A 14,761-nucleotide genomic window follows, 5' to 3' on the forward strand; every position below is an offset into this window, starting at 1 on the left:
GTTCAACGTTGCTGGGAACGAGCCGCGGCGCCTGGGCGTTGCGGCTTTTCCTGTCCTGGAGGCGGAATGGCGACTTACTTGAGCGATATCGCGAAGGCGGCTTCTTTGCTTTCCGGTGCGAAACGTGTCCTTGTCATAGGCTGCTCCGGGGGAGGCAAGACGACCCTCGCGCGCTGGCTCTCAGCACGTTTGGACCTGCCATTCGTTTCGATGGACCAGGCGTTCTTCTGGCTGCCCGGCTGGGTGTCGAGGCCGCGCCAGGAACAAAGATCCTTGATAGCAGAAAGAATAGCAGAGCCGGAATGGATCATGGACGGAACCAATCCGTCGAGCTTTGACCTTCGGGTACCGCGTGCCGACTTCGTTATATGGGTGCGCATGCCGCGCCGGCTCTGCCTGTGGGGCGTTGCGCGGCGCTGGCTGAAGTGGCGCGGACGAGCGCGACCGGAAATGGCCGACGGTTGCCCGGAGCGGGTCAGCAGGGATTTCATTCGTTACATCTGGACTTTCGAGCACGAGTTCGCGCCCAAAATCGCGGCAGAGCTGCGGCGGTATGCCGTCCCGATCCTGGAGATAAGAAGCCGGGCACAAATGCGCCGCCTCCTTGATCTTCTCGCGCTGCAGCCTTAACTCACAATCCATGCCCCATTTCGAAACCAACCACGTCGTCAAGCACTCGGCCGAGCAGATGTTCGCTCTCGTCGCCGATGTCGAGCGCTATCCGGAGTTCCTGCCCCTTTGCGAAGCGCTGAGCGTACGCTCACGCAAGGAGCGCGACGGCAAGGTGCTGCTGCTTGCCGACATGACCGTGGGCTATAAGGCGATCCGAGAAACATTCACGACGCAGGTGCTTCTCAAAAGGGAAGAGCAGATCATCGACGTCAACTATATCGAGGGTCCGTTCAAGTACCTCGACAATGTCTGGCGTTTCGAGCCCGTGAACGATAACCAATCGATCGTGCATTTCTGCATCGACTATGAATTCAAGAGCCGCCTTCTGGGCGCGCTTATGGGCTCGATGTTCGATCGCGCCTTCCGCATGTTCTCCGAAGCATTCGAAAAGCGGGCGAATGTGATCTACGGGGCGTGAGCCAGTTCTGCGACCAGATCGAGCGCCGTATGCACGGTGGCAAGCCGCACCGCACCTCGGCCGATGTCTCCGTAACGCATCTCCCGGTGAACCGTCGCGCCGTCACGGGCGGCGGCGGCGAGATGAACGAGGCCAACGGGCTTCTCGGCGGAGCCGCCGCCCGGGCCGGCTATGCCCGTAACGGCTATGGCGATATCGGCGGCTGAGTGCGAAACCGCGCCGCGGGCCATTTCGATGGCCGTCTCACGCGAGACGGCTCCATGTGCGGCAAGCGTTGCGGGATTAACGCCAAGCATCTCGACCTTGGCTTCGTTGGAATAGGTGACGAAGCCGCGGTCGACGACGGAGGACGAGCCTGCGATTTCCGTCAAGGCGCCGGCGATCAGGCCGCCGGTGCAGGACTCCGCCGTCGCCAGCTTCAGTCCGAGGGAGGTGAGATCCCGGATTATAGCCCGCGCTTTCTCTTCAGTATCGGTCGTCCACATCGGGCTTGCTCCGTGATGCATAGACGACGGTCGCGGTGGCGATCGCCGCAATTCCTTCGTTCCGCCCGACAAAACCGAGTTTCTCGTTGGTCGTCGCCTTGACCGAACAGCGGTCGAGCGAAATGCCGAGTATCGTTGCAAGGTTTTCTCGCATCTGCTGACGGTGCGGCCCGACCTTGGGCGCCTCGGCGATCAGCGATATGTCGGCATTGGTAACCGTGCCGCCGCGCTCGCGGACGATCTGCGCAGCGTGTTCGAGAAAGATGCGCGAAGCCGCGCCCTTCCATTGCGGGTCGGATGGTGGGAAGTGGTCGCCGATATCGCCGGCACCGCAAGTGGCGAGCAGGGCGTCCGTCAAGGCATGCAGGGCTACGTCCGCGTCGGAATGGCCGGAGAGTTTGCGGTCGTGGGGGATGAAGACACCACAGAGGGTTACCCCGTCGCCGTCCACGAGTTGATGCACGTCATAGCCGTTGCCGGTGCGCACATCGGGAATGGCCATGCGGGTCAGTTTCTCGTCTGCCATCGACAGGTCCCTCCGGAGCGTCAACTTGAAATTGTCCACGGTTCCTTCCACCAGAAGGACGGGGATGCCGGCCCATTCGGCGATCGAGGCGTCGTCCGTAAAGTCGGACCTCCCGCTTGCCGCCGCTTGCCGGTGAGCGGAGAGGATCAGCTCGAGGCGGAAGCACTGCGGCGTCTGTGCGGCATAGAGATCGGTTCGCGGAACGGTCTCGGCGACGAGGCCGGCCGCCGTCGTACGCTTCAGCGTGTCGGCGACTGCAATTGCCGGCAGGAGGGCCTGGGCGCCGCCACGAAGCGCCGCACCGCAGCGATCGAGCAGTGCGTGATCGAAAAAGGGTCGCACCGCGTCGTGGATCATCACGTATTCCACGCCTGTAGCGGCGACCGCTTCCAGCCCGGCAAGCACCGAAAGCTGGCGTGTCGCTCCGCCGTGGACCACTGTCAGCTCCGAAGTTGCCGCCATCCGCCGGCGGGCCGCCGCGAACAGCTCTTCGTCGTCCGGGTGGATCACGACGACGACAGGTCCCGTTCCGGGCCATGTCGCGAAAATGTCAAGCGTATGGGCGATAACGGGGCGATCACCGATCGTGCGGTATTGCTTCGGTCCCTCGGCCGACTGGCCGGCGCGCTCGCCGCGGCCGGCCGCAACGATCACGACGCCGCAGGAGAACTGTTCTTCGCCTTGCATCTTTTGTATGTGGTCCCGCATTCGCCAATATTCGCCGTGATGTACCGCGAAGGTCCTGCCATGGCCAGCCATGCGAGGAATTTTGTCTCGCGCGTCGAAAAGGCTTGGCAAGCAGAAGAACAATGTCTAAAAATAGTGCACGATTTTCATGTGCCTGAAAGATATGCATTTGCCCTCGACGGCTTTTTCACCCTCGCTTCTGATCGGGAATGTCGAAATCCGCAATCGCGTAGCGCTCGCGCCGATGTCCGGCGTGACGGATCTGCCCTTTCGTACGCTTGCCTGGCGTTTCGGGGCCGGGTTCGTCGTGACCGAGATGGTGGCGAGCCGCGAACTGGTCGGTAATGCCGCCGAATCCTGGGCGCGGCTGAAGAATTCCGGCATCGACCCCCACATCGTGCAACTCGCCGGGCGTGAGGCGCATTGGATGGCCGAGGCGGCGAGGATCGTCGAGGCCAATGGCGCCGATATCATCGACATCAACATGGGCTGCCCTGCGAAGAAGGTCACCGGGGGCTATTCCGGATCTGCGCTGATGCGCGATCCGGATCACGCGCTTTCGCTGATCGAAGCGACGGTCAACGCAGCCACGGTCCCGGTAACGCTCAAGATGCGCCTCGGCTGGGACGAGAATTCGATCAATGCGCCGCTGATTGCCCGCAGGGCCGAGGAGGCAGGCGTGAAGGCGATCACCATTCATGGACGCACACGCATGCAATTCTACAACGGCAAGGCCGATTGGGATGCGATTCGGGCCGTCCGCGAGGTGGTCTCCGTCCCGCTGATTGCCAATGGCGATGTGGGTTCGGTTGCCGATGCGCACGAGATCCTGCGCCGGTCGGGTGCGGACGCCGTCATGGTCGGTCGATCGTGCCAGGGGCGGCCTTGGCATGCTGGCGTTCTCGCCGGCGCTGCGGCTCACCCGGATGCGTCGGGCGTCGCCTGCATATTTGCGGAGCATTACGAGATGATGCTTGAATTCTACGGCGTGGAGGTCGGGCTGCGGACCGCCCGCAAACACGCGGGCTGGTATCTCGATCGTTTCGCGCCCGAGCTTCCCGCTTCGGAGAAGGCCGCGATTCTGACATCGACCGATACAGCTTTCGTACGCGACAGCGTGGTAGCCGCCATTGCTCGCTCCGGCGATGCGGCGGCGAGGGAGGAGATTGCGGCATGACGGAGAAGGCAACGGCACCGGTGGAAGGCGCCAACGATCTTTCCATGGCCGTGCTGAACGCGATCCAGAATCCGGTCATCCTGGTGGACGAGAATGGCTTCGTCGCCTTCGCGAACTGGGAGGCCGAATCCTTCTTCGGGGCCAGCGCCAACCATCTTGCGCGGCACGATATCAGCGCCTTCATTCCGTTCGGCAGCCCGCTCCTGACGCTGATCGAGCAGGTTCGCGAGCGGCGGGCGGCGGTCAACGAGTACCGGGTGGACCTCAGCTCTCCGCGCCTTGGAGCCGACAAGCTCGTCGACCTTTATGTGGCCCCGGTACTGTCGCAACCCGGATCGGTGGTGATCGTCTTCCAGGAGCGGTCCATGGCGGACAAGATCGACCGCCAGCTCACCCACCGTGCCGCAGCGCGGTCCGTCACCGGCCTTGCTTCGATGCTCGCCCACGAGATCAAGAATCCGCTTTCGGGCATTCGCGGTGCCGCGCAGCTCCTGGAAACCTCCGTCAACGACGAGGATCGCGCCCTGACGAGACTGATCTGCGACGAAACCGACCGCATCGTCTCGCTCGTAGACCGGATGGAGGTCTTCTCCGACGAGCGCCCGGTCGACCGCCTGCCGCTCAACATCCATGCGGTGCTCGACCACGTCAAGGCGATCGCCAAGGCCGGCTTTGCCCGGAGAATCAAGATCTCGGAACATTACGATCCGTCGCTTCCCCCGGTTTTCGCAAACCGCGACCAGTTGGTTCAGGTCTTCCTGAATCTGATCAAGAATGCGGCCGAGGCGATCGGCGACAGGTCGGACGGCGAGATTCTGCTGACGACGGCCTATCGGCCGGGCATTCGCCTGTCGGTCGCCGGAACGCGCGAAAAGATTTCGCTGCCGTTGGAATTCTGCGTGCATGACAACGGTCCAGGCGTCCCGCCCGATCTGCTGCCGCATCTTTTCGACCCGTTCATCACCACCAAGACGAACGGGTCCGGTCTCGGCTTAGCGCTTGTGGCCAAGATCATCGGCGGCCACGGCGGCATCGTCGAATGCGACAGCCAGCATAGCCGCACGACCTTCCGCGTTCTCATGCCGGCATCCAAGGGGTTGGCGGCCGATGACGAAACTCCGATGACAAAAGGAACCGATGGATGACGGGCGCAACGATCCTCGTCGCGGATGACGACGCTGCCATTCGCACCGTGCTGAACCAGGCGCTCAGCCGTGCCGGATACGATGTGCGCATCACCTCCAATGCTGCAACCCTCTGGCGCTGGATAGCGGCCGGCGACGGCGACCTGGTCGTGACCGATGTCGTCATGCCGGATGAAAACGCCTTCGATCTCCTGCCGCGGATCAAGAAGGCGCGGCCGGATCTGCCGGTTCTCGTGATGAGCGCGCAAAATACCTTCATGACGGCCATCAAGGCTTCGGAGAAGGGCGCTTACGACTATCTGCCGAAGCCCTTCGATCTGACCGAGCTGATCGGCATCATCGGCCGGGCGCTCGCCGAACCCAAGCGGCGGCCCTCGAAGCTCGAGGACGATTCGCAGGACGGGATGCCGCTCGTCGGCCGTTCCGCCGCCATGCAGGAAATCTACCGTGTGCTTGCCCGGCTGATGCAGACCGACCTCACGCTGATGATCACCGGCGAGTCCGGCACCGGCAAGGAACTCGTTGCCCGTGCATTGCACGATTATGGCAAGCGGAGAAACGGCCCCTTTGTCGCCATCAACATGGCGGCGATCCCGCGCGACCTCATCGAGTCGGAACTGTTCGGTCATGAGAAGGGGGCTTTCACCGGCGCCCAGACGCGCTCCACCGGTCGTTTCGAGCAGGCCGAAGGGGGTACGCTCTTCCTGGACGAAATCGGCGACATGCCGATGGATGCGCAGACGCGTCTCCTGCGCGTGCTGCAGCAGGGCGAATATACGACCGTCGGCGGACGCACGCCGATTCGCTCGGATGTCCGCATCGTCGCCGCCACCAACAAGGACCTGAAGCAATCGATCAATCAGGGCCTTTTCCGCGAGGACCTCTACTATCGCCTGAATGTCGTGCCGCTGCGTCTGCCGCCCCTGAGAGACCGAGCCGAAGACATCCCGGACCTTGTCCGCCATTTCGTCCAGCAGGCCGAAAAGGAAGGGCTCGACGTCAAGCGCTTCGATCAGGAGGCTCTGGAGCTGATGAAGGCGCATCCCTGGCCGGGCAATGTGCGCGAACTCGAGAACCTCGTTCGCCGTCTGACGGCACTTTATCCACAGGATGTCATTACCCGCGAAATCATCGAGAACGAACTGCGCTCGGAGATACCGGACAGCCCGATCGAGAAGGCTTCGGCGCGCTCGGGCTCGCTGTCGATATCGCAGGCGGTCGAGGAGAACATGCGGCAGTATTTCGCGAGCTTTGGCGATGCCTTACCGCCCTCCGGCCTTTACGACCGCGTCCTTGCGGAAATGGAATATCCTCTGATTCTCGCGGCTCTGACGGCGACCCGCGGCAACCAGATCAAGGCGGCCGACCTCCTGGGTCTAAACCGCAATACGCTGCGCAAGAAGATCCGCGAACTCGGGGTCTCGGTGTACCGCAGCTCGCGTAGCGCTTGACTGAGATGCAACACCGTTGCATTTTCGCCACAATGCGTTGCTTGAACCTCGCATAAGCGCCGATTCGCCGGCGCTCGGTCGCAGCCCGTCGATCAGACCGGTGCGGGCGGGGAGCTTTGCGTGTCCGAAAGGAGACGCGGCGCTGTAAGGTTCAATGTCTCGGTCCGGGACGCAGGCGTATGCCGGTGTCGTCGGTACGCCGGTTGGGGGTAGCACTTTTCATGGTGGATGGAATGGCCTTGCCATTGGGCACGGAGGACGGAGTCACTGCTGCCCAGGATCGGCGAGCCTCGTTCGCCTTGCCGGGGCTTATGCTCGCCACCGGCGCCCTGATCTGCGCCACCTTGTCGCTGCTCGTTCTTCTCGGCCTGACGCCGATCCGTCCCGAGAGAAACATCGTGATCGCCTGCGCCGGCATCAACGGCCTCTTCGTCGTGGGCCTGATCTATCTCATCGCTCGCGAGATCTTCAGGCTGCTCAGGGCGCGCAGCAAGGGAAGAGCCGCAGCGCGTCTGCACGTGCGCATCGTCGCGCTCTTCTCGATCGTCGCAATCACGCCGGCGATCCTCGTGGCGATCTTCGCCAGCATTACCCTCGATGTCGGCCTCGACCGCTGGTTCTCGCTGCGTACGCAGGCGATCGTCCGTTCCTCCCTGAACGTCGCGCAGGCCTATGTCCTCGAGAATGCCAGCTACCTTCAGGGTCAGACGGTGTCGATGGCCAACGACCTGGAGCGCAATCGCCAGCTCTATAGCCTCGACCGTACCGGCTTCGTCGAGCTGATGACACGGCAGGCGAGGGGGCGCGGCATGCTCGGCGCATTCCTCGTGCGCGCCGACGGCAGCGCCATACTCCAGGCCAATATTTCGACCGATCGTCCGCTGCCGGCGATCCCGCAGGACGCACTGAAAAGCACCATTGCCGGCCAGCCGACGCTTATCCCTCCGGGCGTGACCAATCTGGTGGGGGCGGTCATTCCGCTCGAAAACATTCCGGGCACCTATCTCTACACCGTCAGAAACGTCGATCCGGAAGTCATGCGATCGATGCGGCTGATGGAAGAGAACACTGCGGAATACAAGACGCTCGAGGCCGGGCGTACCTCCCTGCAGATCGCCTTCGGCGTCCTTTACATCGGCTTTGCCCTGATCGTGCTGCTGGCGGCGATCTGGACGGCCATTGCGGTCGCCGACCGCATCGTCCGGCCGATCCGGCAGCTGATCGGCGCGGCCGACAGCGTCGCTTCAGGCAATCTCGACGTCGTCGTTCCCGTGCGCGCCGTCGACGGCGACGTCGGCAACCTGTCGCGCACGTTCAACAAGATGGTGAGCGAAATTCGGACCCAGCAGGATCAGATCCTGGTGGCGAAGGACGAGGTCGACCAACGCCGCCGCTTTATCGAGGCAGTGCTCTCCGGCGTGACGGCAGCCGTCATCGGCGTCGGCAGGGATCGACGGATCACCATCTTCAATCCGTCTTCGGAAGGGATGCTGAAAAAGGCGGCGCCGGAGCTCATCGGCGCGAATCTGAGCGACGTGGCCCCGGAAATCGAAGCGGTTCTGGTTGAGGCCGAGAGCCGCTACCGCAACGATTACCGCAAGCAGATCAACATCATGCGCGGCGGCACCGAGCGCACGATGAATGTTCAGGTGACGCGGGAGGAGGGCGACGAATCGCATGGTTCCTATGTCATCACCGTCGACGACATCACGGATCTGGTAATCGCGCAGCGCTCCACCGCCTGGGCGGACGTCGCTCGCCGCATTGCGCACGAGATCAAGAACCCGCTGACGCCGATCCAGCTCTCGGCCGAGAGGCTGAAACGCCGCTACGGCAGGCAGATCGATCAGGAGGATCGTGCGGTCTTCGACCAGTGCACCGAAACGATCGTGCGCCAGGTCGAGGACATCGGCCGGATGGTCGACGAATTCTCCGCCTTTGCGCGCATGCCGAAGCCGACGAAGGAGAAGTCCGACCTGCGGGCGATCCTGAAGGACGCCGTATTCCTGCGCGAGATGGGCAACACCCACATCAACTTCGTCCGCGATTTCGGCGACGAACCGCTCGAGGGGCAGTTCGACGGCCGCATGCTGGGTCAGGCGTTCGGCAATCTCGTGAAGAACGCGGTGGAGGCGATCGAAGCCGTGCCCGCGGGAACGTCGCGAGGCGCGCCGAAGGTCCTCATCCGATCCCGTCGCGATGATACCACCGGCCGGTTCGTGGTCGACGTCATCGACAACGGCAAGGGGCTTCCGACCGAGAACCGGCACCGAATTCTGGAGCCGTACATGACGATGCGGGATAAGGGCACCGGTCTCGGCCTCGCTATCGTCAAGAAGATCATCGAGGACCACGGCGGGCAACTGGAACTGCACGACGCACCGCCGGACTTCGACGGCGGCGCCGGGGCGATGATCCGGGTGGTTCTGCCGCCTGCCGGCGAGACCGGGGGCGAAGATAATTTAAAGGATAAGGGTAATACCAATGGCGGCTGATATTCTGGTTGTGGATGACGAGGAGGATATTCGCGAGATCGTCTCGGGAATCCTGTCGGACGAGGGCCATGAAACGCGGACCGCTTTCGACAGCGAAAGCGCGCTCGCGGCGATCAACGACCGTGTGCCACGCCTGATCTTCCTGGACATCTGGATGCAGGGAAGCAAGCTCGACGGTTTGGCACTGCTCGACGAGATCAAGAACCGCCACCCCGACTTGCCGGTGGTGATGATCTCGGGTCACGGCAACATCGAAACCGCCGTCTCCGCGATCAAGCGCGGAGCCTATGATTTCATCGAGAAGCCGTTCAAGGCCGACCGGCTGATCCTGATCGCCGAGCGGGCGCTTGAGAATTCCAAGCTCAAGCGCGAAGTCTCCGAGCTGAAAAGGAAGTCGGGCGATCCGGTGGAGCTGATCGGAACCTCGGTTGCCGTGTCGCAGCTGCGCCAGATGATCGAGAAAGTGGCACCGACCAACAGCCGCATCATGATCCAGGGACCGTCCGGCTCCGGCAAGGAACTGGTCGCGCGGATGATCCATCGTAAGTCCGCGCGTGCCAACGGTCCTTTCGTCGCTCTCAATGCGGCTGCGATCACGCCCGACAGAATGGAGATCGCGCTTTTCGGTACCGAAGGAACTGCGGGGCAGCCTCGTCGAACCGGTGCGCTCGAGGAGGCCCATGGGGGCATCCTCTACCTGGACGAGGTCGGCGAAATGCCGCGCGAAACGCAGAACAAGATCCTTCGCGTCCTCGTCGATCAGCAGTTCGAGCGGGTCGGCGGCTCCAAGCGCGTCAAGGTCGATGTCCGCATCATCTCCTCGACCGCCTACAATCTCGAGAACATGATCACCGAAGGCCTTTTCCGCGAGGACCTGTATCACCGGCTTGCCGTCATTCCGGTGCGCGTTCCCGCTCTTGCGGAGCGGCGCGAGGACATCCCTTTCCTGGTCGACATGTTCATGCGACAGGTAAGCGAACAGGCCGGCATCCGCCCCCGCAAGATAGGCGAGGATGCGCTGGCCGTGCTGCAGGCGCATGATTGGCCCGGCAATATCCGCCAGTTGCGCAACAACATCGAGCGCCTGATGATCCTTGCGCGCAGCGACGGTCCCGATACGCCGATCACCGCCGACATGCTGCCGAACGAGGTGGGGGACACCCTGCCGAAGATTTCGGCGCAAAGCGATCAGCACATCATGACCTTGCCGCTGCGGGAGGCTCGCGAGATGTTCGAACGCGATTATCTGATCGCCCAGATCAACCGCTTCGGCGGAAATATCTCGCGCACTGCGGAATTCGTGGGAATGGAGCGCTCCGCCCTTCATCGCAAGCTGAAGTCGTTGGGCGTGTAATTGAAAACGGAAGGGGCGTATTTCGCCCCATCTCGAGCATTTCAATGTTTCACGGAAACACTGAAATGCTCCAACCCTTTGATCCAACGACTTCCGGACGGAAAACCGTTACACACTTTTGCTGGAAGTGCTCTAGAGCCATCTGCAGATCCGTCCCAGACGTAAGGAATAGCAATGAAGGTGATCATATGCGGGGCAGGGCAGGTCGGCTACGGCATCGCCGAGCGGCTGTCGCGCGAGAATAACGACGTTTCCGTGATCGATACGTCGGCCGCGCTGATTGCCTACATAACCGAGACGCTGGACGTGCGGGGTTACGTCGGCCACGGGGCGCATCCGGATGTACTGGCGAAGGCGGGCGCCGATCAGGCCGACATGCTCATCGCGGTAACGCTGTACGATGAAGTCAACATCGTCGCCTGCGAGGTAGCGCACGCGATTTTCAACGTACCGACCAAGGTCGCCCGCATCCGCGCGCAGAGCTATCTGGCGCCCGAATATTCCGACCTCTTTTCGCGGGAGAACGTCCCAATCGACGTGACCATCTCCCCGGAAATCGAGGTAGGGAGGCTCGTGCTTCGCCGCATTTCCTTTCCCGGTGCAACCGACGTGGTGCGCTTCGCGGATGATCGGATCGCGATGGTTGCGATCGAATGTATGGAAGACTGCCCCGTCGTCGACACGCCGCTGCAGCAATTGAGCGAGCTCTTTCCCGATCTTCACGCGACCGTCACCGGTATCTTCCGGGATGGCAAGCTGATAGTTCCGCATTCCTCCGACCAGTTGAAGACCGGCGATCTCGCCTATGTGGTCTGCGACCGCGACCATGCCCGCCGCACGCTGGCGCTCTTCGGCCATGAGGAACAGGAGGCGCGGCGGATCATCATCCTCGGCGCCGGCAATATCGGCTATTTCGTCGCCCGAACGATCGAGGAACAGCAGCCGCGCATGCGGGTGAAACTCGTCGAAAACGACCGTGACCGCGCCGTGCTCGTCGCCGACAAGCTCAACAGCACGGTGGTCCTCCACGGCTCGGCCATGGACCAGCGGATCCTGGCGCAGGCGGATGTCCAGGAGGCGGATCTCGTCGTCGCGCTGACGAATAACGATCAGATCAACATCCTCGGAAGCATGCTTGCCAGGAGGCTGGGAGCGAAGTCGACCCTCGTGCTGATCAACGAACCCGCCTATCAGGACTTCGCCGGCGCCGCCGGTGTCGATGCTTATATCAATCCGCGCGCCGTCACCATCTCGCGTGTGCTGCAGCACGTGCGAAAAGGCCGCATCCGGTCGGTCTATGCAGTGCAGAACGGCATGGCAGAGGTGATCGAGGCCGAGGCACTCGAAACCTCTCCGCTGGTCGGCAAGGCGCTGCGCGAGCTCGAATTGCCGGAGGGCATCCGCATTGGCGCGCTCTATCGCGACAAGGCCTATGTGCGCCCGGACGGCAACACGCGGATCAAGGCGAAGGACCGCGTGGTCCTCCTCGCGGCCGCCGAGACCGTCCGCGATGTCGAACAGCTCTTCCGCGTCAGCATTCAATATTTCTGAGGGCCTCAGCCATGCCGAGAATCGCCTATGTCAACGGCACTTACGTCCAGCACGCCGAAGCCGCCATTCACGTCGAGGACCGCGGTTACCAGTTTGCCGACGGCGTCTACGAGGTCTGCGAGGTGCGCCACGGCTTCATCATCGACCTGACCCGGCACCTCGATCGCCTTGGGCGATCCCTGGGCGAGCTCAGGATAGGCTGGCCGATGAGCCGTGCGGCGCTGATCCATGTCATCCGGGAGGTGCTGCGCCGAAACAGGGTCCGAAACGGGCTCTTCTATCTGCAGGTGACCCGGGGCGTCGGGCGGCGGGATCATGTTTTCCCTGATGCGGACACGCCGCCGTCGATCGTCGTCACCGCCAAGCGCACGGACCCCGGGGCGATCGCCCGGAAGAATGCCGAGGGCATATCTGCGATAACGGTGCCGGAGAACCGGTGGGACCGCGTCGACATCAAGAGCGTCGGCCTTCTCCCGAATGTGCTTGCCCGTCAGCGGGCGAAGGAAGCGGGCGCGCAGGAGGCGATCTTCGTCGACGTGGACGGCACGGTCAAAGAGGGGGCGGCGACGAATGTATGGATCGTGGACCGTGAAGGGACGTTACGCACCCGCCCGGCGGAGAACGGCATTCTGCGCGGCGTGACCCGCACCACCCTGATGGACGTAGCCAAGCCTTTGGGCCTCAAGATCGAGGAAAAGGCCTTCTCCGTGGAAGAAATGCTCGCGGCGCGGGAGGTCTTCATCACCGCTGCTACCAGCATCTGCTTTCCCGTCGTTTCCGTGGACGGAAAGACGATCGGCAACGGCCATCCGGGAAGCATAGCACAGAATATTCGCGAGGCCTTTTTCGACATTGCGGAAAAGACGGTGATTTGATACCAAACCCTGCGGAGGTGCCGGGATCGTACGTGACACCTTAAAAATTAACAAAATGCACCGGCGCAAGAACGCCGGCAAATAAGAAAGAAGCGGCGCGATGGCGGAACGTTCTCAAAACTTGCAGGATCTCTTTCTCAACACGGTCCGCAAGCAAAAGATTTCTTTGACCATTTTCCTCATCAACGGCGTCAAGCTGACGGGTGTCGTAACATCGTTTGACAATTTCTGTGTGCTGTTGCGCCGCGACGGTCATTCTCAGCTCGTCTACAAGCACGCCATCTCGACGATCATGCCGGGCCAGCCGTTGCAGATGTTCGAGAATGAGGAAGCTGCCTCCTGACGGGGTGTGAGGAACATTACCAAGCGTGATTCAAAATCGTCGTCGATCATTCCGGAGCTCGAGACGCTCCGTGATGATTCGCGTGCCGTCGTCATCGTTCCGATCCTGAAAAAAACCGGGAAGACGGCTGCCGACATCGTTGCGCAGCCCGCCACGCGTTCGGACGAAAGCCGGCTGGAGGAGGCGACGGGCCTGGCGCTCGCCATCGACCTCGACGTCGTTCACGGCATGATCGTTCCCGTCGCCCAGCCGAAACCGGGCACGCTGCTCGGCACCGGCAAGATCGAGGAGATCGGCCACGTTCTCAGCGATGAGGATGCGGGGCTCGTGATCGTCGATCACCCGCTGACGCCCGTCCAGCAGCGCAATCTCGAGAAGGAATGGAACGCCAAGGTCATCGATCGCACCGGCCTCATTCTGGAAATCTTCGGCCGGCGCGCCTCCACCAGGGAGGGCACGCTGCAGGTCGATCTCGCACATCTCAATTATCAGAAGGGCCGCCTGGTCCGCAGCTGGACGCACCTCGAACGGCAGCGTGGCGGCGCGGGTTTCATGGGCGGACCCGGCGAAACGCAGATCGAGGCCGACCGCCGGCTGCTGCAGGACAGGATCGTCAAACTGGAGCGCGAGTTGGAGCAGGTGCGGCGCACGCGCCAGCTTCATCGGTCGAAGCGCAAGAAGGTGCCGCATCCGATCGTCGCGCTGGTAGGCTATACAAACGCGGGCAAATCGACGCTTTTCAACCGGATGACCGGGGCCGGTGTGCTCGCCGAGGACATGCTCTTCGCCACGCTGGATCCGACGCTGAGGCGGCTGAAACTGCCGCATGGGCGTATGGTCATCCTCTCCGACACCGTCGGCTTCATTTCCGATCTGCCGACGCATCTGGTCGCCGCCTTCAGGGCGACGCTGGAAGAGGTACTCGAGGCCGACCTGGTCCTGCATGTGCGCGATCTGTCCGATCCGGATAATCAGGCGCAGGCAAGCGACGTGCTGCGTATCCTGGCCGATCTCGGCATTGACGAGAAGGAGGGGGCCGAGCGCATTGTCGAGGTTTGGAACAAGATCGACAAGGTCGAGCCGGAAGTGCGCGAAGCGCTGGTGAAGAAGGCCGCGAGCGCCGACAACACGGTCGCCGTTTCGGCCATGACCGGCGACGGTGTGGACGATCTTCTCGCTGAGATAGGCCGGCGTCTTTCGGGCGTCATGACCGAGTGCACGGTCGTTCTGGGTCTCGATCAGCTACAGTTGCTGCCTTGGGTTTACCAGCATGCGATCGTCGACGGCCGCGAAGATCTCGAAGATGGGCGCGTGAGCCTGGATCTCCGTCTGACGGAGGGAGAGGCCACCGAGCTCGAGAGACGGCTGGGCAACGGCCCGAAGGCCATCCAAGAGGATTGGTAGCATCCTGGCGTGTTGCGCCATTCCCTAATTTCCCGCACAGCCATGAGAAGTTTTCCGAGGGCCTGCCCTCATCCCTTATGTGGACGGCTCCCCTTTGCAAGTGTTTTTTGCAGATTTTTTGATCGGATCGCTTGCTTCCATATGTTCGGCCTTTCGGTGTGGCCGCACAGGGCCACTG

13 protein-coding genes are annotated in these 14,761 nt (G+C 62.3%); 11 read left to right on the forward strand and 2 right to left on the reverse strand.

Annotated features, from left to right (window positions below):
- Nucleotides 1-66: 66 nt before the first annotated feature.
- Together ACTJKL_RS27585 and ACTJKL_RS27590 are read left to right on the forward strand one after the other, a co-directional pair.
- Nucleotides 67-630 carry a P-loop NTPase family protein gene (locus ACTJKL_RS27585; protein WP_437407790.1) on the forward strand — a complete coding sequence of 188 codons (564 nt, stop codon included), beginning with the start codon at nt 67-69 and terminating at the stop codon, nt 628-630.
- Between the two features lie 10 nt (nt 631-640).
- Entirely contained in the window at nt 641-1,090 is a 450-nt protein-coding gene (locus ACTJKL_RS27590) for a type II toxin-antitoxin system RatA family toxin (protein ID WP_440854317.1), read from the forward strand.
- Here ACTJKL_RS27590 and ACTJKL_RS27595 read toward each other — a convergent pair.
- Both ACTJKL_RS27595 and ACTJKL_RS27600 read right to left on the reverse strand, forming a co-directional pair.
- Entirely contained in the window at nt 1,078-1,575 is a 498-nt protein-coding gene (locus tag ACTJKL_RS27595) for a CinA family protein (RefSeq protein ID WP_100673934.1), read from the reverse strand. The two genes, ACTJKL_RS27590 and ACTJKL_RS27595, sit on opposite strands and share 13 nt — an antisense overlap.
- Nucleotides 1,556-2,788 carry a bifunctional 2-C-methyl-D-erythritol 4-phosphate cytidylyltransferase/2-C-methyl-D-erythritol 2,4-cyclodiphosphate synthase gene (locus ACTJKL_RS27600; protein ID WP_440854318.1) on the reverse strand — a complete coding sequence of 411 codons (1,233 nt, stop codon included), beginning with the start codon at nt 2,786-2,788 and terminating at the stop codon, nt 1,556-1,558. Before ACTJKL_RS27600 ends, ACTJKL_RS27595 begins: the two co-directional genes overlap by 20 nt.
- A 148-nt stretch (nt 2,789-2,936) precedes the next feature.
- Here ACTJKL_RS27600 and dusB point away from each other — a divergent pair, with 148 nt between their 5' ends.
- The 9 genes from dusB (at nt 2,937) to hflX (ending at nt 14,583) form a co-directional block, all read left to right on the forward strand.
- The gene (gene dusB, locus ACTJKL_RS27605) at nt 2,937-3,965 is read left to right on the forward strand and encodes a tRNA dihydrouridine synthase DusB (RefSeq protein ID WP_018097801.1); all 1,029 of its coding nucleotides are present in this window, start codon (nt 2,937-2,939) and stop codon (nt 3,963-3,965) included.
- Nucleotides 3,962-5,110: a two-component system sensor histidine kinase NtrB gene (locus ACTJKL_RS27610; RefSeq protein ID WP_018097800.1), complete on the forward strand. Its 1,149-nt coding sequence runs from the start codon at nt 3,962-3,964 to the stop codon at nt 5,108-5,110. Before dusB ends, ACTJKL_RS27610 begins: the two co-directional genes overlap by 4 nt.
- The gene (gene ntrC, locus ACTJKL_RS27615) at nt 5,107-6,561 is read left to right on the forward strand and encodes a nitrogen regulation protein NR(I) (RefSeq protein ID WP_018097799.1); all 1,455 of its coding nucleotides are present in this window, start codon (nt 5,107-5,109) and stop codon (nt 6,559-6,561) included. Before ACTJKL_RS27610 ends, ntrC begins: the two co-directional genes overlap by 4 nt.
- Nucleotides 6,562-6,740: 179 nt before the next feature.
- Nucleotides 6,741-9,056, forward strand: a complete 2,316-nt coding sequence (gene ntrY, locus ACTJKL_RS27620) for a two-component system sensor histidine kinase NtrY (protein WP_018097798.1) — start codon at nt 6,741-6,743, stop codon at nt 9,054-9,056.
- On the forward strand, nt 9,046-10,410 hold the full coding sequence (gene ntrX, locus ACTJKL_RS27625) for a two-component system response regulator NtrX (protein WP_018097797.1): 1,365 nt from the start codon (nt 9,046-9,048) through the stop codon (nt 10,408-10,410). Before ntrY ends, ntrX begins: the two co-directional genes overlap by 11 nt.
- 174 nt (nt 10,411-10,584) lie before the next feature.
- Nucleotides 10,585-11,961 (forward strand): Trk system potassium transporter TrkA, encoded by a 1,377-nt coding sequence (trkA, locus tag ACTJKL_RS27630; RefSeq protein ID WP_003535437.1) that lies wholly within the window; start codon nt 10,585-10,587, stop codon nt 11,959-11,961.
- A gap of 11 nt (nt 11,962-11,972) precedes the next feature.
- Nucleotides 11,973-12,836, forward strand: a complete 864-nt coding sequence (locus tag ACTJKL_RS27635) for a D-amino-acid transaminase (RefSeq protein ID WP_018097795.1) — start codon at nt 11,973-11,975, stop codon at nt 12,834-12,836.
- A gap of 100 nt (nt 12,837-12,936) precedes the next feature.
- Complete coding sequence (gene hfq / locus ACTJKL_RS27640; RefSeq protein ID WP_003535434.1) at nt 12,937-13,179, forward strand: RNA chaperone Hfq; 243 nt, start codon at nt 12,937-12,939, stop codon at nt 13,177-13,179.
- A gap of 6 nt (nt 13,180-13,185) precedes the next feature.
- Nucleotides 13,186-14,583 (forward strand): GTPase HflX, encoded by a 1,398-nt coding sequence (gene hflX, locus ACTJKL_RS27645; protein ID WP_440854319.1) that lies wholly within the window; start codon nt 13,186-13,188, stop codon nt 14,581-14,583.
- Nucleotides 14,584-14,761: the final 178 nt, after the last annotated feature.

The organism is Sinorhizobium sp. 22678 (assembly GCF_052044265.1).
GTDB classification, from domain to species: domain Bacteria; phylum Pseudomonadota; class Alphaproteobacteria; order Rhizobiales; family Rhizobiaceae; genus Sinorhizobium; species Sinorhizobium meliloti_A.

What these genes read in the sequence shown, in the direction of transcription:
- ACTJKL_RS27635 (WP_018097795.1), top strand. Translation starts at nt 11,973, where the DNA reads ATGCCGAGAATCGCCTATGTCAACGGCACTTACGTCCAGCACGCCGAA.
- ACTJKL_RS27585 (WP_437407790.1), top strand. Translation starts at nt 67, where the DNA reads ATGGCGACTTACTTGAGCGATATCGCGAAGGCGGCTTCTTTGCTTTCC.
- ntrY (WP_018097798.1), top strand. Translation starts at nt 6,741, where the DNA reads ATGCCGGTGTCGTCGGTACGCCGGTTGGGGGTAGCACTTTTCATGGTG.
- ntrC (WP_018097799.1), top strand. Translation starts at nt 5,107, where the DNA reads ATGACGGGCGCAACGATCCTCGTCGCGGATGACGACGCTGCCATTCGC.
- ACTJKL_RS27595 (WP_100673934.1), bottom strand. Translation starts at nt 1,575, where the DNA reads ATGTGGACGACCGATACTGAAGAGAAAGCGCGGGCTATAATCCGGGAT.
- ACTJKL_RS27600 (WP_440854318.1), bottom strand. Translation starts at nt 2,788, where the DNA reads ATGCAAGGCGAAGAACAGTTCTCCTGCGGCGTCGTGATCGTTGCGGCC.
- ACTJKL_RS27590 (WP_440854317.1), top strand. Translation starts at nt 641, where the DNA reads ATGCCCCATTTCGAAACCAACCACGTCGTCAAGCACTCGGCCGAGCAG.
- ntrX (WP_018097797.1), top strand. Translation starts at nt 9,046, where the DNA reads ATGGCGGCTGATATTCTGGTTGTGGATGACGAGGAGGATATTCGCGAG.
- hfq (WP_003535434.1), top strand. Translation starts at nt 12,937, where the DNA reads ATGGCGGAACGTTCTCAAAACTTGCAGGATCTCTTTCTCAACACGGTC.
- trkA (WP_003535437.1), top strand. Translation starts at nt 10,585, where the DNA reads ATGAAGGTGATCATATGCGGGGCAGGGCAGGTCGGCTACGGCATCGCC.
- dusB (WP_018097801.1), top strand. Translation starts at nt 2,937, where the DNA reads ATGTGCCTGAAAGATATGCATTTGCCCTCGACGGCTTTTTCACCCTCG.
- ACTJKL_RS27610 (WP_018097800.1), top strand. Translation starts at nt 3,962, where the DNA reads ATGACGGAGAAGGCAACGGCACCGGTGGAAGGCGCCAACGATCTTTCC.